Here is a 20,231-nt window from a genome sequence, read left to right as displayed (position 1 = left end):
AATCCTCCTCTCCCCACGTGCCAAAGATCACTGGATGCCGAGCGCCCCCGCGATCGCCTTGGCCGTCACCTCGATGATGTTCGGCACATAGAAGATCACACCGATGGCGATCGCCAGGATGATGAACTGGACGAACCGCGTGATCTCTCTGGTGAAGAGGAAGAACAGCGCCACGACCGACACGATCACCAAGAACAACGGCGCGAAGAAACGGCGCAGGAAGTCGGCCAGGCCTTCGGTGTTGAGCCCGGTGCCCGACCCCGGCGCGGGGGACGGCGCCAGTGCGGTCACGGTCTCGACAATCGTTTGGAGAATCAATTCTCGCCCTCCCGGGGGTGTGGATCAGCGACGTCGTGGTCGTTCATGCGCTACCCCACGGACCGGCTCGCGCCCTGGACCTGCCGGACGAGCCACTTGTCGCCCTGCTTCTCCATGGTGAGCTGGTAGGCCTGCTCCAGCAGCGCGGGCTGCGCGGCCGGATCGGCTGGGTCGTCGGTCGGCACCGCGGCGGCGTCGGCCGCCGTGATGGACCAGGTGACCGTCACGGTGACATCGCGGCCGGTCTCCCCGCCGAGCGGCGCGACCACGCTGTTGAGCTGGGCCAGGGTGAACTGCCCGCCGAGGCCCTCGATCGTCGCGCCGTCGGCGGCATAGAGCTTCAGCTCGGCGGCGTTGCCGGAGGCGTAGGCCCGGAAGAACCCTTCGAGCGTCTGGCGCAGCTGGTCTTCGAGGTTGGCGTCGCGGTCGGGGCCCGCGATGGCCGGCAGCCCGGCCGCGCCCCCGGAGGGCAGCAGGGCGGGCAGGCCGGACACGACGAACCGGCCGTCGGCCTGGTAGATCGGCACCGACAACAACCAGCGCCGCGCGCCCGACTGGAAACTGACCTGCACCCGCGCGTTGTTCGCGTCGGCGACCTCGATCGAATGAAATTGAATGGCGCCGGCCGCCATGCGCCCGAACCCATTCCAGCCGAATCGCCTTTCGACGCCGTCGGCGAGAAAATCGGTGAGGCGGGTGTCGCGCTGTTCTGGATTCGTTGCGTCGAAATTCAGATAAACGGCGGCGAACTGATTGGCGAACGCCGCTCCCTGCTGCACGGGGAAACCGGAATCAGCCGGTGCGGACGGTGCTCCGGTGGCGCCCTGATTCGACGTGAAACGCTCGAACGGCGCCCTGACCCCGTTGACGACGATCACCACGATGAGCGCCCAGAGCACGACCCGGCCGGTCCAGACGAGCCAGCGGCCCCCGCCGCCGCTCCAGCCCCTGCGCCGCATCGGCTCCCGCTCAGACAACGGCGGATCCGCAGGAGGGTATGACTCTGGGTCGCCAGCGATCCGAGGATCCTGCTGGACGGTTGACCTGCGAGCCATCACGCCTCCGCTCGCGCCGATCCCCCCGGCTGGCGCGGTGTCGTCTTACTCTCGATCCGGTTATCCATGTTGAAGTAATCACCTTAGCGGCCTCGCCAATTGTTCCAGGAAAGCCACGCCCATGCTGCAGGCATCGCCGTAACCGGCCAAACCGAGTGTGCATGACACTGAGAGTGCCCGTACCGGCATGGATGACTACATAACGACGTTTGCGCAGGCCACCGCGGCCAAATGTAACCCTCGAGCCATCAGGAGGTAACCAAAGGGCTCCGACACTCAGTCCGGCATCTTGCACCTGCTAGTAGAAAGCCGACCATGCACCGCGTGATCATCTTAGTGGTAGCCCTCACGATCGGGGCCGGGTTCGGCGCGCTGACGTCGCTGGCCAACGCCCTGTCCCACAGCTCGGCCGCCCTGGAGAGCGAGGAGTACTCGACCAGCGGATGGTCGGTCCCCGAGATCGTCAGCCTGGTGCTCGACTCGGGCTGGGCCTGGGCGGGGCTGGCCATCGTCATCGGCTGGCTCCTCACGCGCGAGAACCCGGGCGGGCGTGCCGCTCTTGCGCGGGGGGCGGTCGCCGGGCCGGTGGCGCTGGTCGCCGCCGTCGCGGCCTACGCGCTCGTCGACACCGCGCGCAGCGGCGCGCCGCTGTCCGACTGGATCCATTCCGAGCAGTGGTGGTGGCTCGCCGCTGTGGTCTTCGGCGTGCCGCTGGGGGCCGTGGGCGCCTGCGCGCGCCGTCCGGGGGTGGTCGGCCTGCTGGCCGGGCTGACCCTGCCCGTGGGCGCGGCGGTGCAGATGGTGCTGCTGCCGCCGGGCCGCAACGAGGTGGTCAGGGACATCGGCCAGGCGGTCGTGTGGACGGCCGCCGCCCTGTTCGCGGCGCTCCTCGTCCTGCGAACGGTGCGGCGGACCGCCCCCGAGCGCCGCCGCTAGGACGCCCCGTGGCGCCGCCAGGCGACGTACAGGAGGACGAGGGCGAGCGCCCACTCCAGCCCGAGGCCGGTGCCCACGCCGATGGCGTCGCGCAGCGAGAAGTGGTCGAAGTGGCGGACGTGGAACAGGAAGTGCGTGCCCGCGTAGACGACGTAACCGGTCAGCGCCGACACGACCACCCTGCGGTCCATCACCCACGCGGCGTAGAAGAGCATGGCGGTCAGCGCGAGCCCGAGCCCGCCGACGTCGGAGAGCAGGTGCTCGTTGTACGGCGGGTCGAGGCGCACCGTCGGGAAGTCGTCGTAGAAGGAGCGCGGGAAGACGTACTGCCAGACCGAGACGAGGGTCTGCAGGGCGGCCAGGGCGAGCAGCCCGGCACGCAGCCGTTTGGCGGTGGAGTTCACGCACAGACGACCTCCCGGGGGGCTCCGTTCGTGACACGGCCGAATGTGAGCCTCATCACGGGCGCGCGATGTCACGAAGCCGCGCCCGTCCCCCGTCACCCTTCCGAAAGCGAGGAGAGGAGTGGTCATGAAGATCGCGGTGGCCGGTGGAACCGGCGTGGTCGGGCGGTACGTCGTGGCGGCCCTGCGGGCGCGTGGGTACGAACCCGCGGTGCTCTCGCGGGCGACGGGGGTCGACGTGACGAGCGGGGCGGGGCTCGACGCCGCGCTGGTCGGGGCCGAGACGGTCGTCGACGTCAGCAACATCACGACGACCAGCAAGTCGGCGGCGGTGACCTTCTTCGACAGGGCGGGCCGCAACCTCGCGGCCGCCGCCGGGCGGGCCGGGGTGCGCCACCTCGTCTCGTTGTCGATCGTGGGCGTCGACCGGGTCAGGCTCGGCTACTACGCGGGCAAGCTGCGGCAGGAGGCGATCGTCAAGGAGGGGGCGGTGCCGTGGACCATCCTGCGGGCCACCCAGTTCCACGAGTTCGCCGGCCAGGTGCTGGGCGGGATCCCCGGCCCGGTCGCGCTGGTCCCGAGCGGACGCGTGCAGCCCGTCGCGGCCCGCGAGGTGGGCGAGGCGCTCGCGGACCTCGCCCTCGGGGAGCCGCGGCGGATGGCCCCCGAACTGGCGGGCCCGAAGGTCGAGTCGCTGCCCGACATGGCCCGCCGTCTCATCGCCGCGGGCGGGGCGCGCAGGCGGCCGGTCGTGCCGGTCTACTTCCCCGGCGGGATGAGCGCCGGGGGCCTGCTGCCGAGCGGTCCCGGGCCTCGTGGCGCCCAGACCTTCGACGAGTGGCTGGCCACTCCGAAGGCGTAACGGAAGAAGGGTTTTCAGACGTTGAAGCGGAACTCGACGACGTCGCCGTCGCGCATCACGTAGTCCTTGCCCTCGATGCGGGCCTTGCCGACCGCGCGGGCGGCGGCGACCGAGCCGGCCTCGATGAGGTCGGCGAAGGAGATGACCTCGGCCTTGATGAAGCCGCGCTGGAAGTCGGTGTGGATGACGCCGGCGGCCTCGGGGGCGGTGGCGCCCTTCTTGATGGTCCAGGCCCGGGTCTCCTTGGGGCCGGCCGTCAGGTAGGTCTGCAGGCCGAGGGTCTCGAAGCCGACCCGCGCGAGCTGGGACAGGCCCGACTCCGACTGGCCGACCGACTGGAGCAGCTCCAGGGCCTCCTCGTCGGACAGCTCGACGAGCTCCGACTCGATCTTCGCGTCGAGGAAGACGGCCTCGGCGGGGGCCACGATGGCCGACAGGCGGGCGCGGAGCTCCTCGTCGACGAGTTCGTCGGCGTCGAGGTTGAAGACGTAGAGGAACGGCTTGGCCGTCAGCAGGTGGAGCTCGCGCAGGTCGGTGAGGTCGGTGCCGGCGGCGTAGAGGGTGGTGCCGCCGTCGAGGACCTTCATGGCGGCCTCGGCGGCCTCCAGGGTGGCCTTGCGGTCCTTGTTGGTGCGGGCCTCCTTCTGGAGCCGCGGGATCGCCTTCTCGATGGTCTGCATGTCGGCGAGGATCAGCTCGGTGTTGATCGTCTCGATGTCGCGGCCGGGCTCGACGCCGCCGTCGACGTGGGTCACGTCGGGGTCGCTGAACACCCGGATGACCTGGCAGATCGCGTCGGTCTCGCGGATGTTGGCGAGGAACTGGTTGCCCCGGCCCTGGCCCTCGGAGGCGCCCTTCACCAGGCCCGCGATGTCGACGAACTCGACCTTGGCGGGGAGGATCTTCGCCGAGTCGTAGATCTCGGCGAGCTTGGCGAGCCGGTCGTCGGGCACCCCGACGATGCCCACGTTGGGCTCGATCGTGGCGAACGGATAGTTGGCCGCGAGGGCGTTGGCGCTCTTGGTCAGCGCGTTGAAGAGGGTGCTCTTGCCGACGTTGGGGAGGCCGACGATCCCGATGCTCAGGCTCACGGAATTCGAGTCTATTGGAATCCGGAACGCCGCTCGTCAAACCCCATCGTGGGCAAACTCTGGGTCGTGGCGGGGTATGCGGAGGGCGAGCCTCCCTCTTCTGCCGGGAAAAGCCTGGGATCATCCAGGACGTGGATGTCCTGGCTCTCGCTCTCCAACTGCTGGTGGGCCTGGCGGCCGGGCTCGCCATCGGGTTCGTCGTCGGGCGCGCCCGATCGGCGCGCGCGAACGCCGAGGCCGCCGTCAAGCTCGCCGACGCCGAAGCGCGCGCCCGGGCGGCCGAAGAGAAGGTGACGTACGTCGAGGAGCAGCTCGCCGAGCGTTTCCAGGCGCTGTCGGCCCGCGCGCTCGACGTCAACAACCTGAGGTTCCTCGAACTCGCCGAGAACCGCCTGAACACGACCAGGGCGGAGGCGGCCGGAGACCTCGATCTGCGCCGCGAGGCCGTGGAGAACCTGGTCGGGCCGTTACGCGAGACCCTCGCGAAGCTGGAGGAACAGCTCCGCGAGAGCGAGTCGGGGGCGCGGGTGGCCCGCGCCGAGCTGGCCCAGCAGATGGAGTTCGTCCGGCACAGCTCCGAGCAGCTCAAGTCGCAGACCTCGGCGCTGGTCCGGGCGCTGCGGCGGCCCGAGGCGCGGGGGCGGTGGGGTGAGCTGCAACTGCGCCGGGTGGCCGAGATCGCCGGCATGGCCCGCTTCTGCGACTTCGACGAGCAGGTCACCGCGACCACCCCCGACGGGCCGGTCCGGCCCGACATGATCGTCCGGTTGAGCGGCGGCAAGAACATCGTCGTCGACTCGAAGGTGTCGCTGGCGGCCTACCTGGAGGCCTCCGAGGCGGGCGACCCCGACCTGGCCGGGGCCCGGCTCGACGCGCACGCCCGCCACCTGCGCGACCACGTCGACCGGCTGGCGGCCAAGACCTACTGGCAGGCGTTCAGTCCCGCGCCCGAGTTCATGGTGCTGTTCATCCCGGGCGAGGCGTTCCTGGCCCCGGCGCTGGAGCGGGACCCCTCGCTGCTCGAATACGCGATGAACCGGCGGGTCCACATCGCGACCCCCACCACGTTGATCACGATGCTGCGCACCGCGAGCTACGCCTGGCAGCAGGCGGCGCTGAGCGAGAACGCCAAGGCCGTGTTCGACCTCGGCAAGGAGTTGTACGACCGGCTCGGCAGTCTCGGACGGCAGGTCGACGGTCTGGGAAGATCATTGGCACGGGCCGTGGCGGCGTACAACAGGACGGTCGGTTCTCTTGAGAGCCGCGTGCTGGTGAGCGCCCGCAAGATGACCGACCTCGGCCTGGTCGACACCCTTCTGCCGGCCCCGCAGCCGGTCGAGGAGTCACCACGGTCGTTGTCGATGCCCGAACTCGTCGGGGACGACACCGGATATGACGGTAGCTTGAGCCACCAGGGAGGGGGGCCGGAGAGATGAAGGTGACCGCGCGCGGCGCCATCACGCTGTTGTTCTTCGTCTGTCTGCTCGGACAGTTCACCCTCCCGGGGCCGTTCTTCCTCGTGGGGGCGCTGGCGGCCGTCTGGCTGGTGAACCCGCGCGACCTGCTGACCCTGGTGGTGTCCCCACCCCTGGTCTTCTTCGTGTCGGCCCTCCTCGTGGAGGGCCTGGGTTCGGGGGGCTCCCTCCAGTCGTTCGGCCTGGGCATGTTCACCACCCTGTCGGCGGCGGCGCCGTGGTTGTTCGCCGGATCGGCGCTGGCCCTGGGCCTGGCCTGGTATCGGGGGCTGCCGCAGAGCGTGCGGGCGACGCGGGAGGACATGAAGACCCGGGTGCCGGAGCCCCGGAAGAGCAAGGAGTTCGACGCCGAGCCCGAGGGCTACTTCGAGCCCAGGGTCTACGGAACCGCGAAGGAGGAGCGCCCCCAGGCCTGAGGCGGCCCGGGGGCGGTGCGTCAGGCCCGCAGGTCCTTGCGGAGCTCGTGGGGCAGCGCGAAGCGCATCTTCTCGGTCACCGACTCGATCTCCTCGACGTCGCCGAAGCCGTGGGCGGCGAGCTTGGCCAGCACACCCTCGACCAGGATCTCGGGCACCGACGCGCCGCTCGTCACGCCGACCGTCGTGACGCCGTCGAGCCACGCCGGGTCGACGAACGTGGCGTCGTCGACGAGGTAGGAGGCGTCAGCGCCGTAGTCGAGGGCCACCTCGACCAGGCGCTTGGAGTTGGACGAGTTCGACGACCCGACCACGATCACGAGCTGCGCCTCGGCGGCGATCTCCTTGACCGCCGTCTGGCGGTTGGACGTCGCGTAGCAGATGTCGTCGCTGGGCGGGTCGATCAGGTCGGGGAAGCGGTTCTTGAGGCGGGTGACCGTCTCGGTGGTCTCGTCGACCGAGAGGGTGGTCTGCGACAACCACACGACCTTCGACGGGTCGCGCACCTCGACGGTCTCGACGCCGTCGAGGCCGTCGACCAGGCGGACGTGGTCGGGCGCCTCGCCGGCCGTGCCCTCGACCTCTTCGTGGCCCTCGTGGCCGATCAGCAGGATGTCGTAGTCTTGCGCGGCGAAGCGCTTGGCCTCGTTGTGGACCTTGGTGACCAGCGGGCAGGTGGCGTCGATGGTCTTCAGGCTGCGCTGGGCGGCCTCCTGGTGGACCGCCGGGGAGACGCCGTGGGCCGAGAACACGACGATGGCCCCTTCGGGGACCTCTTCGGTCTCGTCGACGAAGACGGCGCCGCGCTCTTCGAGGGTCTTGACGACGAAGGTGTTGTGGACGATCTGCTTACGGACGTAGATGGGCGCGCCGTACTGCGCCAATGCCCGCTCCACGGCCTCCACCGCCCGGTCGACGCCGGCGCAGTAACCGCGCGGCTTCGCCACCAGGACACGACGGCGATCTGTAATGGTCGCGGGGGTCTGTGACGTCATGGTCTCATGCTACGTGGATGGTCTGCAGTGGCTTGACCACCGCCCGCGCCAGTCTTGCCAGACTGAGACTTCAACGGAATATCTCCTGGGAGATGCCCATGTCCCTCTTGCGTACGTTCACCAAGCCCATTCGCGAGGTCTATAACAACCGTGACGAGATCACACAGAAGGTGAAAGACCTGCCCATGCTGGCGCTCCAGGGCGCGCTGAGCGGCGTGGGTCAGGCGCTCCTCCTGGGCGACCGGGTGCGCACCACCCTGAAGCGCGTCACCGGCAACGCCCCGGCCGAGGAGACCCCGGCCGACCCCTCCCGCCCCGGCGTGAAGTCGGTCTCCGACATCGTCGTCGAGGAAGAGGAGGAGAAGAAGCCGCGCCGCGAGCCGGTCATCTTCGCTCCCCGTCCGGCCGCCTCCGACCGGCCCGAACCGGTGATCTTCCAGCCGGGGGGTAGCGCCCCCAAGGGCGACCGCCTGGTCGCCTCGGGCGCGAAGGGCGAGCAGAACCCCGCGTCCGGACCCGAGGAGACGAGGGAACCCGTGACCGAAGGCACCCAGGAATCCGCCCCGGCCGCAGCCGAGGACAAGCCTCTCCCCCACGCCGCGACCGACCCGGCGCCCGCGCCCGCCCCCGAGGCCGCGCAACCGCCGAAGGCCGAGGAGCCGTCGGAGACCGAGGAGAAGGTCGCCGAGACCGCCGACCACGAGGCGACCACGCCCGCCGCCACTCCCGAGGCCACCGAGAAGGCCAAGGAGAAGCAGGAGGAGGAGCCCACCCCCGTCGCCGCCGAGCCGCAGGGCCAGAAGACCACCGAGCCGTCCTCCGACCCCGCGCTGGCCGCCGAGCCCGCCGTCCCCTCGAAGATCCCGCCGGCGCCCAAGCCCGCGAAGAAGACCCCGGGCGAGCCGGTCACCGACACGGCCGTGCCCGAGGTCACCCCGGGTCACACCGAGGAGGCCCCGGCCCGCGACCTGCCCGCCGAGCCCATCCCCGGCTACGCCGACCTGACCTTCGCCTCCCTCCGGGCGCGCATGCGCGGCCGGTCGAAGGAGGAGATCCAGAGCTGGATCGACTACGAGAAGGCGAGCACGGCGCGCCCGGAGGTGCTCCGGATGTTCGAGAACCGGCTGGCCAAGCTGGAAAACTGAGCGGGTGAGCGCGAAGACCTCCCCCGAAGCGCCCCTGCCGGTCAGGTCGGTGCTGCAGATGGTCGCCCAGTGGATCGGGAAGCTCGGCACGGTCTGGGTCGAAGGCCAGATCACCGAGCTGACCGCCCGGGGCGGCACGGTGTTCATGACCCTGCGCGACCCGGTCGCGAACGTGTCGGCCCGGGTGACGTGCGCCCGGAACGTCTACGAGTCGAGTCTGCCGCGCCCGGTCGACGGCGCGCGGGTGGTGGTGCACGTCAAGGCCGACTTCTGGGTCAACCGGGGGTCGTTCGCGTTCACCGCCATGGAGATCCGGCCCGTCGGGGTCGGCGAGCTGCTGGCCCGGCTGGAGCGGCTGCGGCAGGTGCTGGCGGCCGAGGGGTTGTTCAACAACGACCGCAAGCGCCGGTTGCCGTTCCTGCCGGGGACCGTCGGACTGATCTGCGGGCGCGACTCGGCGGCCGAGCGCGACGTGCTGGAGAACGCGCGGCGCAGGTGGCCGGCCGTCCGGTTCAAGGTCGAGCAGGTGGCGGTGCAGGGCGGGCTGGCGGTCGCCGAGGTGACCGACGCGCTGCACCGGCTCGACGCCGACCGCGAGGTCGACGTCATCATCGTGGCCCGGGGCGGCGGGTCGCTGGAGGACCTGCTGCCGTTCTCCGACGAGTCGCTGGTCAGGGCGGTCGCGGCCTGCCGCACCCCGGTGGTCAGCGCCATCGGCCACGAGCAGGACTCGCCGCTGCTCGACCTGGTGGCCGACCTGCGGGCGTCCACCCCCACCGACGCCGCCAAGAAGGTGGTGCCCGACGTGGGCGAGCAGCTCGCGCTGGTCCACCAGTTGCGCGACCGCGGCAGGCGGGTCATGGGCGGCTGGCTGGAGCGGGAGCTCGCGTGGGTCCACTCGGTGCGGTCGCGGCCGTCGCTCGCCGATCCCGTACGCGAGATCGAACGCCGCGCCGAACAGGTCGACCAGCTCAGAGACCGGGCCAGGCGGGTGCTCGACCATTCGCTCCACCGCAGCTCCGACGGCCTGGAGCACCTCAGGGCCCGGCTGGTGGCCCTCTCCCCCGCCGCGACCCTCGAACGGGGCTACGCGATCGTGCAGAAGCCCTCGGGCGAGGTGGTCAGGAAGGCCGCCGAACTCACCGAGGGCGAGGCGCTGACCGTCAGGTTCCCCGACGATCGGGTCGGGGTCGAGGTCACCGGCCTTTAGGGTGGGCACCGTGGCTGAGGAGAAGACGCCGTCCTACGAGAAGGCGCGCGAGGAGCTGACCGAGGTGGTGCGCCGCCTGGAAGCGGGCGGCCTGACCCTGGAGCAGTCGATCGAACTCTGGGAACGCGGCGAGAAACTGGCCGCGATCTGCGAGAACTGGCTCCAGGGCGCCCGGGTCAAGCTGGCCGCCGCGATGGCCGAACGCCGCCCCGAGCCCGCCTCCGACGAGGCCCCGTTCTAGACGTCCCGCTCGACCAGGCTGGCCGCGAGCGCGTTGAGCTCCGGCCAGTCGGCCGAGCCGGTGACGACGACGGTGTGGCCGTCGGCGACGCGGACCAGCGATCGCTGGTTCTTGTCTTCGCGGAAGCGCTTCTCCCACGTCGCGCCCTTGATCACCTCGGTGCCGATCGAGGTCTCGGTGTTGGCCAGGCGACTGGCGAACCCGGCCGCGGGCTGCTCGTTGCTCTGGGCCAGCATGGCGTGCATGCGCTTGGCGGTGGCGAAGCCCAGCCGCCAGGTGACCACGCCCCCCTCATTGGTGAGGCGGGAGCTGGTCGGCACCCAGTCGGGCTGGACCGGCTGGGGCACCGCGACCGGGAACTCGGCCGCGCCGGCGGCGTTCTTGGCATCGATGGTGAAGTCGACGCGCGGGATGTGCTCGGTGCGGCCCTGCGGGGTGGTCAGCAGGAACAGGCCGACCCCGGCGAAGCAGACGAGCAGCGCGAAGACGTAGCCGTAGAGGCCCTGGGTGAATCGGCGCACGGTCCCGAGACTACCGGCTGAGGTCAGGGGTTCCTGATCCGGCCGATGATGCCGAGGGCCTGGTCGGCCATCAGCCGGGCCGCGTCGAGGTCGGCAGACAGGGTCAGTTCCTGGACGACCGCCGCCAGCGCCCCCGTGATCACCACCACCAGCGCGTCTTCGTGCTCGAAGAGTGAGGCGTTGCGGCGGGCCCACGTGCGCAGCCGCTCGCGGATGACCACCTCGAACCCGGGCGGCCCGTCACCCCGGAGGAACAGCGCCGCCAGGTCGCGTTCCTGCACGCAGCCGTCGAGGTAGGCGCGCGCCCCGGCCAGGAACAACGTCATCGGCTCGGTCTCGCCCTCGGTCCGGGCGGCCTGCACGGCGGTCTTGGTGCGCTGCGCCTGCCGGTCCTGGAACTCGTCGAACAGCGCCCGGTAGAGGTCGGCCTTGCCGGAGAAGTGGTGGTAGAGGCTGCCGACGCTGGCCCCGGCCCGCTGGACCACCTCGGTGACCCCGGCCTCGGCGAACCCCTGGGTGATGAACACGTCGCGGGCGGCGTCGAGAAGGGCGACCCGGGTCGCCGCGCCTCTTTCCGAGGTGCCCCGGCCGGTCTCCTTGATGTTGTCGCCGCTCATGCAGGCGAGATTATCGATGGAGCCGGGTGGTGTGGCACGACTCACGCAGAATCAACGGGCGATACCGGGTAAGGCAGTGTCATACCTCAAGGAGACGCGATGAACTCAGACCAGTCTGTACCGCCGCCGCTTGCCACCGACCGCCATGCGCCCGACCGCAACCTCGCCCTCGAACTGGTCAGGGTGACCGAGGCGGCGGCGATGGCCAGCGCCCGCTGGGTCGGCCGTGGTGACAAGAACGGCGCCGACGGGGCGGCGGTCAGCGCGATGCGGCAGTTGATCAACACGGTGTCGATGCGCGGCAAGGTGGTGATCGGCGAGGGCGAGAAGGACCAGGCCCCAATGTTGTTCAACGGCGAGGAGGTCGGCGACGGCACCGGCGCCGAGTGCGACGTGGCGGTCGACCCGATCGACGGCACCCGCCTGTGCGCCCTGGGCATGAACAACGCCATCTCGGTGATCGCGGTGAGCCCCCGGGGGTCGATGTACGACTCCAGCGCCGTCTTCTACATGGAGAAACTCGTCACCGGCGCCGAGGCGGCCGGCGTCGTCGACATCGAGGCTCCGGTGGCCCACAACGTGGCGGCGGTGGCCAAGGCGAAGGGCGGCAAGGCCTCCGACGTCACGGTGGTCATCCTCGACCGGACGCGGCACGAGCAGATCGTCCAGGAGATCCGGGAGACCGGCGCGCGGATCAAGTTCATCACCGACGGCGACGTCGCCGGCGCGATCATGGCCGCCCAGCCGGGCACCGGCGTCGACCTGATGCTCGGCATCGGCGGCACCCCCGAGGGCACCGTCGCGGCCTGCGCGATGAAGTGCCTGGGCGGCGTCATCCAGGGCAAGCTCTGGCCCCAGGACGACGCCGAACGCCGCCGCGCCCTCGACGCGGGCCTCGACCTGAACCGGGTGCTCACCACCGACGACCTGGTCAGCTCCGACGACGTGTTCTTCGCCGCCACCGGCGTGACCGACGGCGAGCTGATGAACGGCGTGCGTTACCAGGGCGGCCTGCGCAACCGGGGCGGCGTGGCGCACACCCACTCGCTGGTCATGCGCGGCCGGTCGGGCACCATCAGGCGCATCGAGAGCGAGCACCAGCTCTGGAAGCTGGGCGCCTACAGCGCGATCAACTTCGACACCGCCCTCTAGCGACGCCGGCCCTTCTTGGGCGGCTTGGGCGACTTGGCGATCACCCGCCCGCCCCAGACGTATCCGGCCAGCTCGATGACCGGGCAGTCGGGGTCGGCGGGTGGCCGGGTCTGGTCCTTGAACTGCCCGATCCGGGCGTCGGCCGCGATCACGACGCGCACCCCCTCGGGCACGGTCATGTTGACCGTGCCGGCCATGACGGCCAGCTGCACGACGATCCGGCGCGACTGGAGCAGCGCCTCGCGCAGGTCGAGCTCGACCTTGCCGCCGATCGAGCTCACCGGCACGGTCGAGGGCACCACCCACCGGCCGCCGCGCGACTCGTTGCGGAAGACCGCCGCGACCGGCCGGCTGTGCAGCGCGATCGGCTGCTGGTCGGGCGGCAGCAGATCCTGGGTGAGGACCATGAGCTGCCCGAGCGTCAGCGACCGGTAGGCGGCGTCGACACGTTCCTCGTGCTCCAGCCGCGACAGCCGCCCGTCGGCGGCGGCCTCGGTGAGCACGGCGATGACCCGCTCACGATCGGCGTCGGAGGCGCGCAGCTCCTCGGGCCGGGGGCCCGACGAGGTCTCCCTGGGGGTGACCAGGGCGGCGATCCATTCACGGAAGTCGCTACTCACCCTTCGAAGATTACGTGGTGGCGGGGTGACGCCCACCCGGGACGACCCCGGATTCACGGCCAGGGTTCCCCCGGCCTTTCTCCGTCACGGCTCCGCCCGCCCGGCCCCGACCGCCGTCCGGACTCCGCCCCTCACCGGCGCCGACCGGCCGCGCCCCGCGACCGCCGCGACGGCCCGCGTCCGGCGCCCCGGCGTCCGAAGGGGCGGCGCGACCCCGACCCCGCTCTCAGGGGTCTCCCCCGCGGGGAGGAGGCCCCGCTTCGGCCTTTCCGCCGATCACGGCGGCGGCCTTGGGGGCGACGCTGAACCCACTCGTGGTGGGCTTCATGGCCGCCGACCGCGCGGAGATGAGCGACCTGTTCGGCCGGGTCTACGACACTCCGGGGCTGGAGGCAGCCGTCCAGCAGGTCGGGCCGCCCCTGTTCTACCTCGCCCTGTTCGCGGTCCTGACCCACCTCGCGATCCAGCGCCGGATTCCCCTCTGGATCCCGGTCGCCGTGCTGGTGGCGAGCGTGCTGCCCGCCTTCGAGCTCGATCTCCTGCCGGTCTCGGCGCTGCTCATCCTGATCGCCTTCGCCACGGTCGTGCGCGGGACTGTTGACCTGGAACAGGCCCGCCCCTAGCCTGAGCGAAATCTTGAACCTCGCTCATGTTCGGGAGGCTGTCGTGCCTCGTGACCGGCAGGCCCGCCTCGCCACGTTCGCGGTGTTCTTCGTGCAGGGCCTCACGTTCTCGACGCTGCTCACCCAGGTCGCGGCGATGCAGAACAAACACGGTCTCGGCGAGGGCGAGCTGACCCTCCTGCTGCTGGTCGTGCCGGTCATCGCGGGCGTCGGCAGCGTCGTCGCGGGCCAGGTGGCGGCCCGGTGGGGCAGCCGGTTCATGCTCCTGTACGTCCAGCCGCTCGCCTGCGCCGCCGTCGCGCTCAGCGGGTGGGCGGCGAGCGTGCCGGTCCTGGTGGCCGCTCTGGTGCTGTTCGGGCTGGGCCTGGGCGGGGTCGACGCCGGGATGAACATGCAGGGCACGGCCGTCGAGCGGCGCTACGCCCGGCCGGTGATGACGGGCTTCCACGCGTTGTGGAGCCTGGCGGCGGTGATCGGGGCCGCGTGGGCGTCGAACGCGACCGGGCTCGGGCTCGACCTGGGGCCGACGTTCACGATCGTGATGGTCCCGGCCGTGGTGATCTCGCTGGCCGCCAACCGGTGGCTCTTCGGCCCGTCCGAGGAGCACGTCGAGACGGCCGCCGAGACCGGCCCGGTCACGATCCCGTGGCTGCCGATCCTGCCGTTGTGCCTGGCGATGGCGTTCCTCTACGTCGGCGACGCGTCGGTGTCGAACTTCGGGTCGGTCTACTTCGACCAGGCGCTCACCGCCGAGGCGTGGCTGGCGCCGTGGGCGCTGGGGGCCTACCAGGCGACGACCTTCATCGTCCGGGTCGGCGGCGACGCGGCGGTCAGCCGCTTCGGGCCCGCGACGATCGTGCGGGTCGGCGGGGTGGTCGCGGCGCTGGGCTTCCTGCTGATCGTGGTCGCGCCGGACGAGGCGGTGGCGATCGCCGGGTTCGCGCTGACCGGGGTCGGGTTGTCGGTGGTCGCGCCGCAGTCGTTCTCGGCGGCCGGGCGGCTCGACCCGGCCGGGACCGGGGTGGCCATCGCCCGGGTCAACATGTTCAACTACGTCGGCTTCATCGTCGGGGCCGCGCTGGTCGGCGGCATCGGCGACGCCGCCGGGTTCCAGGCCGCGTTCATCGCGCCGCTCGTGCTGGCCGCCGGGATCGTGGTGCTGGCTAGGGGCTTCGCATCTCCCGCACGGCTGCCGCGAGCCGATGGCCAGGCCACCGGGCGAAACCGATGACCACCGCGGGGCCGTCGACCGGTTCGGCGGCCAGCCCGGCGGCGACCGCCTCGGCGGCGAACGCGCGGGCGTCCCACTCGGGCGGCAGTTCGGCGAACAGGTGCAGTCCGGCCGAGATGCCGCACACCTTCACCTCGGGGAACCGCTCGGCCAGCGCGCCCACCAGGGCGTCGCGGCGGGCGCGGTATTCGCGGCGCATCCGCCGCAGGTGCCGGTCGTAGGCGCCGGTGGCGATGAAGTGGGCCAGCGTGTACTGGTCGAGCACCGGTGACCCCAGGTCGAACTCGCCCCGGAACTTCCGCAACTCGGCGGCGAGCGAGGCGGGCGCGACCAGCCAGCCCAGCCGCAGCCCCGGCGCGAGGGCCTTGCTGACGCTTCCGGCCAGCACCACCCGCCCGGGAGCCAGCCCCTGAAGGCAGCCGACCGGCTCGCGGTCGAAGCGGAACTCGGCGTCGTAGTCGTCTTCGAGGATGGTCGCCCCGGTCCGGGCCGCCCAGGAGATCAGCTCGGCCCGGCGGCGCGGCGACAGCACCACCCCGGTCGGATAGTGGTGGGCCGGGGTCAGCAGCACCCCACGGGCGCCGCTGCGGGCCAGTTCGGCGACGTCGATGCCCTCGTCGTCGACCGGGATCCCGACCAGCTCGGCCCCCGCCCTGCGCAGCAGCGGCGTCTGCCGCTCGCTCGTCGGCAACTCGGTGGCCAGCCGCAGCGGCCCGAGCGCCTGGACGACCAGCGACAAGCCCTGCGCCACCCCAGTGACCACCACGACGTTCTCGGGCTCGGCCCGCGCCGCCCGGACCCGGCGCAGATAGGCCGCGAGCTCACCGCGCAGCTCCGGCACGCCGCCGGGATCGCCGTAGTCGAGCGCGTCGTTCGGCAGCGTGGCCAGCACGTGACGGTAGGAGGCGCTCCACGCCTGCCGGGGGAAGGCCCCCAGGTCGGGCGAGGTCGGCCGGCCGCCGAAGTCGCCCGACGCGTCGGCCGGGGAGACGGGTTCCTCGATCGCCACGGCCGCCACGGTCGTCCCGGCCCCGATCCGCGACTCCAGGAAGCCCTCGGCGACGAGCTGCTCGTACGCCTCCACGACCACCCCGCGCGAGACGGCCAGATCCCGCGCCAGATCACGGCTCGCCGGGAGCCGGGTGCCCGCGGGCAGCCGGCCGGTTCGCACCGCCTCGCGGAGTTCGCCGGCCACCTGGCGGGCGAGACCGCCGGCCTGGCGGTCAAGGGAGAGATGCAGGTCGGCCAACGATTGGTCCTCGTTTTACCGGAGGGATTGGACTGATTCTGTGAACCATTTCATTCCTAGCATCCATCGTCATGAGCAGAGGCACGACGGTGGCCGCGGCGGCGGGGGCGATGTTCCTGGTGGGCACTCTCGCCGCGGTGAGTGACCTGATCAAGGACTATCCCCTCTACGGCGGGCAAACGGTGCGTTACGCCGTCGCCGCCCTGATCATGTTCGTGATCATGAAGGCGACCTCCAGGCCCGGAGCCCACCTCACGGTAAAGGATTTCGGGCTGCTGGTCGCACTCGCGCTGACCGGCCTGGTGCTGTTCAACGTCTGTGTGGTCGAGTCGACCAGGGGAGCCGGTCCGGCGCTCGTGGGCACCATGCTGGCGACGGTGCCCCTGGTGATGGCGGTGGTGACCACACGCAGGCCGAGGCCCCGGCTGGTCGTGGCGGCGGGGATCGTGGTGGCCGGGGCGCTGCTGGCGACCGGGCTAGGCGGGGGCGGGGTCGACGCGCTGCTATGGGCGCTGGGGGCGGTGGCGTGCGAGGTCTGCTTCTCGCTGCTGGCGCTGCCGCTGCTGCCGAAGCTGGGGGCGGTGGGGGTGACGGCCTGGTCGGTGGCGCTGGCCGTGCCGCTGCTGGCCGTCGCAGGGGTGATCGCCGACGGCCCGGCGGTGCTGCGCGTGCCGACGGCGCCCGAGGCGCTGGGCTTCGCCTATCTCGCCTCGGTGGTGACGTGTGGCGCGTTCTTCCTCTGGTACACCGCGCTGCCGCGGCTGGGGCCCGGCCGGGCCGGGTTGTTCGCCGGCGTGATCCCGGTCGGCGCGATCACGACCGGAACCCTCATCGGGCTGGGCCTGCCGTCGGACGCCGAACTCGCCGGCGCCACGATCGTCGTCTGCGGCATCGTGGTGGGACTGCTACCCGATCGGCCAGTGCGGGTGCGGGTCCTTCATGTTCTTGCGGACCGTCCTGATCAGCATGAAGATCAGCGCGCTCACGAGCAGGACGACGCCCACGATTCCCATGGCGATCACAGCTCCACTAAGCATGATTCCTCCCGCCCTAGGGTCTAATGTCTAGTTTCTCACTATTTGCACCTTCGGACAGGGGTGTAGGGCGGTTGCCGTACAGTCTTTGAAGACTCACACCGGCGTGATCAACGGAGGCTCGACCCCATGCCCGAGTTCAGCTACACCGACCTCCTTCCCCTGGGGGCCGATGAGACGGAATACCGGCTGATCACCTCCGAAGGGGTCAAGGTCGTCGAGGCGGCCGGGCGGCGGTTCCTCGAGGTCGAGCCCGAGGCGCTGCGGTTGCTGACCGAGACCGCGATCCACGACATCTCCCACTACCTGCGCGCCTCCCACCTGGCCCAGCTCCGCAAGATCGTCGACGACCCCGAGTCGAGCGGCAACGACCGCTTCGTCGCCCTCGACCTGCTGAAGAACGCGTCGATCTCGGCCGGTGGCGTGCTCCCCATGTGCCAGGACACCGGCACCGCGATCGTGATGGGCAAGCGGGGGCGCCACGTGCTGACCGACGGGCGCGACGCCGAGCACATCTCGCGGGGCGTCTACGACGCGTACACGAAACTGAACCTCCGCTACTCCCAGATGGCCCCGATCACCATGTGGGAGGAGAAGAACACCGGCTCCAACCTGCCTGCCCAGATCGAGCTCTACGCCGAGGGCGACGACGCCTACAAGCTGCTGTTCATGGCCAAGGGCGGCGGGTCGGCCAACAAGTCGTTCCTCTACCAGGAGACCAAGGCGGTCCTCAACGAGAAGCGCATGCTGGCCTTCCTGGAGGAGAAGATCCGCTCCCTCGGCACGGCCGCCTGCCCGCCCTACCACCTGGCCGTCGTCGTGGGCGGCACCTCCGCCGAGTTCGCCCTGAAGACCGCGAAGTACGCCAGCGCCCGCTACCTCGACGCCCTGCCGACCGAGGGCTCCCCCGAGGGCCACGGCTTCCGCGACCTGGAGATGGAGCAGAAGGTCTTCGAGCTCACCCAGAAGCTCGGCATCGGCGCCCAGTTCGGCGGCAAGTACTTCTGCCACGACGTCCGCGTGATCCGGCTGCCCCGCCACGGCGCGTCGTGCCCGGTCGCCATCGCGGTCTCCTGCTCGGCCGACCGCCAGGCGCTCGCGAAGATCACCGCCGAGGGCGTCTTCCTGGAGCAGCTCGAGACCGACCCGGCCCGCTTCCTGCCCGACACCACCGACGAGCACCTCGGCGGCGACGTCGTCAGCGTCGACCTCAACCGCCCGATGTCCGAGGTCCTGGCCGAGTTGTCGAAATACCCGGTCAAGACCCGCCTGTCGCTGACCGGCCCGCTGGTGGTGGCCCGCGACATCGCCCACGCCAAGATCGGCGAACTCCTCGACGCCGGCGGCGAGATGCCGCAATACCTGAAAGACCACGCCGTCTACTACGCCGGACCGGCCAAGACGCCCGAGGGCTACGCCTCCGGCTCCTTCGGCCCGACGACCGCGGGCCGCATGGACTCCTACGTCGAGCGTTTCCAGGCGGCGGGCGGCTCGATGGTCATGCTGGCCAAGGGCAACCGGTCCAAGCAGGTCACCGACGCCTGCAAGTCCTACGGCGGGTTCTACCTCGGCTCGATCGGCGGCCCGGCCGCGCGGCTCGCGCAAGACTGCATCAAGAAGGTCGAAGTCCTGGAATATCCGGAACTCGGCATGGAAGCGGTCTGGAAGATCGACGTGGTCGATTTCCCGGCCTTCATCGTGGTGGACGACAAGGGCAACGACTTCTTCACCGACACAACAGGGCCGATTCTGTCCATCGGACGCCGAACCTGACCGAGTTTGACAAAAGTTCTCGACAACGAATCGGCCCGGTCTCTACAGGCACTCGTACACAAATCGGTAAGCTGCCACCCATGCGTGCGCCGTCCGGATACCAGTTAGCCGCGCGCTACCGGCTCCTCCAGCCGGTAGGCCGCGGCGGCATGGGCACGGTGTGGCGTGCGCGTGACGAACTTCTCGACCGCGATGTGGCGGTCAAGGAGGTGCGGCTGCCCCTGGTCCTCGACGAGGAACTGCGGGCCGAACTGTGCGCCCGAACCGAACGCGAAGGCCGGGCCACCGCGATGGTCGCCCACCCCTCGGTGATCACCGTCTACGACGTCGTCACCGAAGACGACCGGCCGTGGATCGTCATGGAGCTGCTGAAGGCCCAGTCGCTCGAAGAGCTGGTCAAGGCCCAGGGCCCGCAACACCCCATCAGGGTCGCCGAGATCGGCCGCCAGGTGCTCGGCGCGCTGCGCGCCGTCCACGCGAAGGGCATCCTCCACCGCGACGTGAAGCCCAGCAACGTGCTCGTCACCCACGACCGGGCGGTCCTCACCGACTTCGGCCTGGCCGCACTCGAAGGTGACGTTTCCATCACCCAGGCGGGCATCGTTCTGGGCTCCGCCGGTTACATCGCGCCCGAGCGTGTCCTGGGCGACAAGGCCTCCCCCGCCGCCGATCTGTGGTCGCTGGGGGCGACTCTTTACACCGCCGTCGAGGGCCGGGGCCTCCACGGCCGCCGTACGGCCGCCGCCGCGCTGGCCGCCCTGACGAGCGGCGCTCCGATACCGATGGACAACGCCGGCGCGCTGGCCCCCGTGCTGCGCGGCCTGCTGCAGATCGACCCGGCGGTCCGGCTCGACGGCGTGCGGGCCGCGTTGATGCTGGCCAGGATCGCCGCGGGCGGCACGGCCGAGGAACCCATCGCGGTGCACCGGCCGCCCGTCCGGCCGTCGGCGCCGCCCGCTTTCTCACCGCCCCCCGTCAGGAAGCCGCCCCACCGGGGGCAGCACCGGGCCGACAACCGTCCGGCCGTGCCCCGGCCGCAGAGCCCGCAGGTCTTCCCCCGCGAACCCCACCCGACCGGCGAGTTCCAGGCGGTGCCCGTCCCGGCACAGCGACGACGGCCGGCCGAAGGCTCACACCGGAAGCCGGCCACCTACGACGTACCGATCGGGCCCCTGACCCGGAGCTTCTGGAACTTCGTCCGGATAGTGCTGCCACGGCGGCTCTGGCCGAAGAAATTTCGCAAGTGAACCTAAAGCGTTCCTC

Annotated in this window: 22 protein-coding genes; 13 read left to right on the top strand and 9 right to left on the bottom strand. The window is 70.9% G+C overall.

The features are described 5' to 3' along the window. Nucleotides 1-27: 27 nt before the first annotated feature. Entirely contained in the window at nucleotides 28-291 is a 264-nt protein-coding gene (locus tag QSK34_RS34140; protein WP_285590460.1) for a hypothetical protein, read from the bottom strand. Nucleotides 292-368: 77 nt separating this feature from the next. Next, entirely contained in the window at nucleotides 369-1,295 is a 927-nt protein-coding gene (locus QSK34_RS34135) for a conjugal transfer protein (RefSeq protein ID WP_235967980.1), read from the bottom strand. A gap of 393 nt (nucleotides 1,296-1,688) precedes the next feature. On the opposite strand from QSK34_RS34135, the gene QSK34_RS34130 reads away from it, so the two are divergent. After that, nucleotides 1,689-2,309 (top strand): hypothetical protein, encoded by a 621-nt coding sequence (locus QSK34_RS34130; RefSeq protein ID WP_502875561.1) that lies wholly within the window; start codon nucleotides 1,689-1,691, stop codon nucleotides 2,307-2,309. Here QSK34_RS34130 and QSK34_RS34125 read toward each other — a convergent pair. Further along, the gene (locus QSK34_RS34125; RefSeq protein WP_285590453.1) at nucleotides 2,306-2,713 is read right to left on the bottom strand and encodes a hypothetical protein; all 408 of its coding nucleotides are present in this window, start codon (nucleotides 2,711-2,713) and stop codon (nucleotides 2,306-2,308) included. The genes QSK34_RS34130 and QSK34_RS34125 overlap by 4 nt on opposite strands. A 127-nt stretch (nucleotides 2,714-2,840) precedes the next feature. On the opposite strand from QSK34_RS34125, the gene QSK34_RS34120 reads away from it, so the two are divergent. Continuing rightward, nucleotides 2,841-3,575, top strand: a complete 735-nt coding sequence (locus QSK34_RS34120) for an SDR family oxidoreductase (RefSeq protein ID WP_285590451.1) — start codon at nucleotides 2,841-2,843, stop codon at nucleotides 3,573-3,575. Nucleotides 3,576-3,589: 14 nt separating this feature from the next. Here the strand turns inward: QSK34_RS34120 and ychF are convergent, their stop codons facing one another. Continuing rightward, complete coding sequence (ychF, locus tag QSK34_RS34115; protein WP_161483701.1) at nucleotides 3,590-4,666, bottom strand: redox-regulated ATPase YchF; 1,077 nt, start codon at nucleotides 4,664-4,666, stop codon at nucleotides 3,590-3,592. 131 nt (nucleotides 4,667-4,797) lie between these two features. Here ychF and QSK34_RS34110 point away from each other — a divergent pair, with 131 nt between their 5' ends. Next, entirely contained in the window at nucleotides 4,798-6,102 is a 1,305-nt protein-coding gene (locus tag QSK34_RS34110; RefSeq protein ID WP_161483700.1) for a DNA recombination protein RmuC, read from the top strand. After that, the gene (locus QSK34_RS34105; protein ID WP_161483699.1) at nucleotides 6,099-6,557 is read left to right on the top strand and encodes a DUF6542 domain-containing protein; all 459 of its coding nucleotides are present in this window, start codon (nucleotides 6,099-6,101) and stop codon (nucleotides 6,555-6,557) included. The genes QSK34_RS34110 and QSK34_RS34105 overlap by 4 nt, the downstream gene beginning before the upstream one ends. A 20-nt stretch (nucleotides 6,558-6,577) precedes the next feature. On the opposite strand, the gene QSK34_RS34100 is transcribed toward QSK34_RS34105, so the two are convergent. Further along, nucleotides 6,578-7,552 (bottom strand): 4-hydroxy-3-methylbut-2-enyl diphosphate reductase, encoded by a 975-nt coding sequence (locus QSK34_RS34100; protein ID WP_285590446.1) that lies wholly within the window; start codon nucleotides 7,550-7,552, stop codon nucleotides 6,578-6,580. A gap of 98 nt (nucleotides 7,553-7,650) precedes the next feature. Between QSK34_RS34100 and QSK34_RS34095 the strand changes: the two genes are divergently transcribed. Genes QSK34_RS34095 through QSK34_RS34085 form a run of 3 tightly spaced genes read left to right on the top strand, consistent with a single transcriptional unit; the run spans nucleotide 7,651 to nucleotide 10,148 of the window. Continuing rightward, nucleotides 7,651-8,697: a DUF8129 domain-containing protein gene (locus QSK34_RS34095; protein ID WP_285590444.1), complete on the top strand. Its 1,047-nt coding sequence runs from the start codon at nucleotides 7,651-7,653 to the stop codon at nucleotides 8,695-8,697. A gap of 4 nt (nucleotides 8,698-8,701) precedes the next feature. Next, nucleotides 8,702-9,907 carry an exodeoxyribonuclease VII large subunit gene (gene xseA, locus QSK34_RS34090; RefSeq protein ID WP_285590442.1) on the top strand — a complete coding sequence of 402 codons (1,206 nt, stop codon included), beginning with the start codon at nucleotides 8,702-8,704 and terminating at the stop codon, nucleotides 9,905-9,907. Between the two features lies 1 nt (nucleotide 9,908). Beyond that, the gene (locus QSK34_RS34085; protein ID WP_161483695.1) at nucleotides 9,909-10,148 is read left to right on the top strand and encodes an exodeoxyribonuclease VII small subunit; all 240 of its coding nucleotides are present in this window, start codon (nucleotides 9,909-9,911) and stop codon (nucleotides 10,146-10,148) included. Here QSK34_RS34085 and QSK34_RS34080 read toward each other — a convergent pair. Next, nucleotides 10,145-10,669: a DUF4245 domain-containing protein gene (locus QSK34_RS34080; RefSeq protein WP_285590438.1), complete on the bottom strand. Its 525-nt coding sequence runs from the start codon at nucleotides 10,667-10,669 to the stop codon at nucleotides 10,145-10,147. The genes QSK34_RS34085 and QSK34_RS34080 overlap by 4 nt on opposite strands. Before the next feature lie 23 nt (nucleotides 10,670-10,692). Then, the gene (locus QSK34_RS34075; RefSeq protein ID WP_161483693.1) at nucleotides 10,693-11,286 is read right to left on the bottom strand and encodes a TetR/AcrR family transcriptional regulator; all 594 of its coding nucleotides are present in this window, start codon (nucleotides 11,284-11,286) and stop codon (nucleotides 10,693-10,695) included. A gap of 99 nt (nucleotides 11,287-11,385) precedes the next feature. On the opposite strand from QSK34_RS34075, the gene glpX reads away from it, so the two are divergent. Beyond that, nucleotides 11,386-12,438, top strand: a complete 1,053-nt coding sequence (glpX, locus tag QSK34_RS34070; protein ID WP_161483692.1) for a class II fructose-bisphosphatase — start codon at nucleotides 11,386-11,388, stop codon at nucleotides 12,436-12,438. Here the strand turns inward: glpX and QSK34_RS34065 are convergent. After that, nucleotides 12,435-13,058, bottom strand: a complete 624-nt coding sequence (locus QSK34_RS34065) for a DUF1707 SHOCT-like domain-containing protein (protein WP_285590434.1) — start codon at nucleotides 13,056-13,058, stop codon at nucleotides 12,435-12,437. The genes glpX and QSK34_RS34065 overlap by 4 nt on opposite strands. A 326-nt stretch (nucleotides 13,059-13,384) precedes the next feature. Here QSK34_RS34065 and QSK34_RS34060 point away from each other — a divergent pair, with 326 nt between their 5' ends. Beyond that, the gene (locus tag QSK34_RS34060) at nucleotides 13,385-13,681 is read left to right on the top strand and encodes a hypothetical protein (protein ID WP_285590431.1); all 297 of its coding nucleotides are present in this window, start codon (nucleotides 13,385-13,387) and stop codon (nucleotides 13,679-13,681) included. A 43-nt stretch (nucleotides 13,682-13,724) separates the two neighbouring features. Then, nucleotides 13,725-14,912, top strand: coding sequence for an MFS transporter (locus QSK34_RS34055; protein WP_285590429.1), 1,188 nt, complete (start codon nucleotides 13,725-13,727; stop codon nucleotides 14,910-14,912). Here the strand turns inward: QSK34_RS34055 and pdxR are convergent. Continuing rightward, complete coding sequence (pdxR, locus tag QSK34_RS34050; protein WP_030451893.1) at nucleotides 14,845-16,161, bottom strand: MocR-like pyridoxine biosynthesis transcription factor PdxR; 1,317 nt, start codon at nucleotides 16,159-16,161, stop codon at nucleotides 14,845-14,847. The genes QSK34_RS34055 and pdxR overlap by 68 nt on opposite strands. A 71-nt stretch (nucleotides 16,162-16,232) precedes the next feature. On the opposite strand from pdxR, the gene QSK34_RS34045 reads away from it, so the two are divergent. The 3 genes from QSK34_RS34045 (at nucleotide 16,233) to QSK34_RS34035 (ending at nucleotide 20,215) form a co-directional block, all read left to right on the top strand. Beyond that, a complete protein-coding gene (locus tag QSK34_RS34045) occupies nucleotides 16,233-17,222 on the top strand; it encodes a DMT family transporter (RefSeq protein WP_285590427.1) in 990 nt (329 codons plus the stop codon). 102 nt (nucleotides 17,223-17,324) lie between these two features. Next, nucleotides 17,325-18,968, top strand: coding sequence for a fumarate hydratase (locus QSK34_RS34040; protein WP_285590424.1), 1,644 nt, complete (start codon nucleotides 17,325-17,327; stop codon nucleotides 18,966-18,968). 80 nt (nucleotides 18,969-19,048) lie between these two features. Then, nucleotides 19,049-20,215, top strand: coding sequence for a serine/threonine-protein kinase (locus QSK34_RS34035; protein ID WP_161483687.1), 1,167 nt, complete (start codon nucleotides 19,049-19,051; stop codon nucleotides 20,213-20,215). Nucleotides 20,216-20,231: the final 16 nt, after the last annotated feature.

Origin of the sequence: Herbidospora sp. NBRC 101105 (assembly GCF_030269205.1) — a bacterium.
GTDB classification, from domain to species: Bacteria; Actinomycetota; Actinomycetes; order Streptosporangiales; family Streptosporangiaceae; genus Herbidospora; species Herbidospora solisilvae.
Note: the sequence above shows the minus strand (reverse complement) of the source record. Positions and strands in the feature narration are given on the sequence as shown.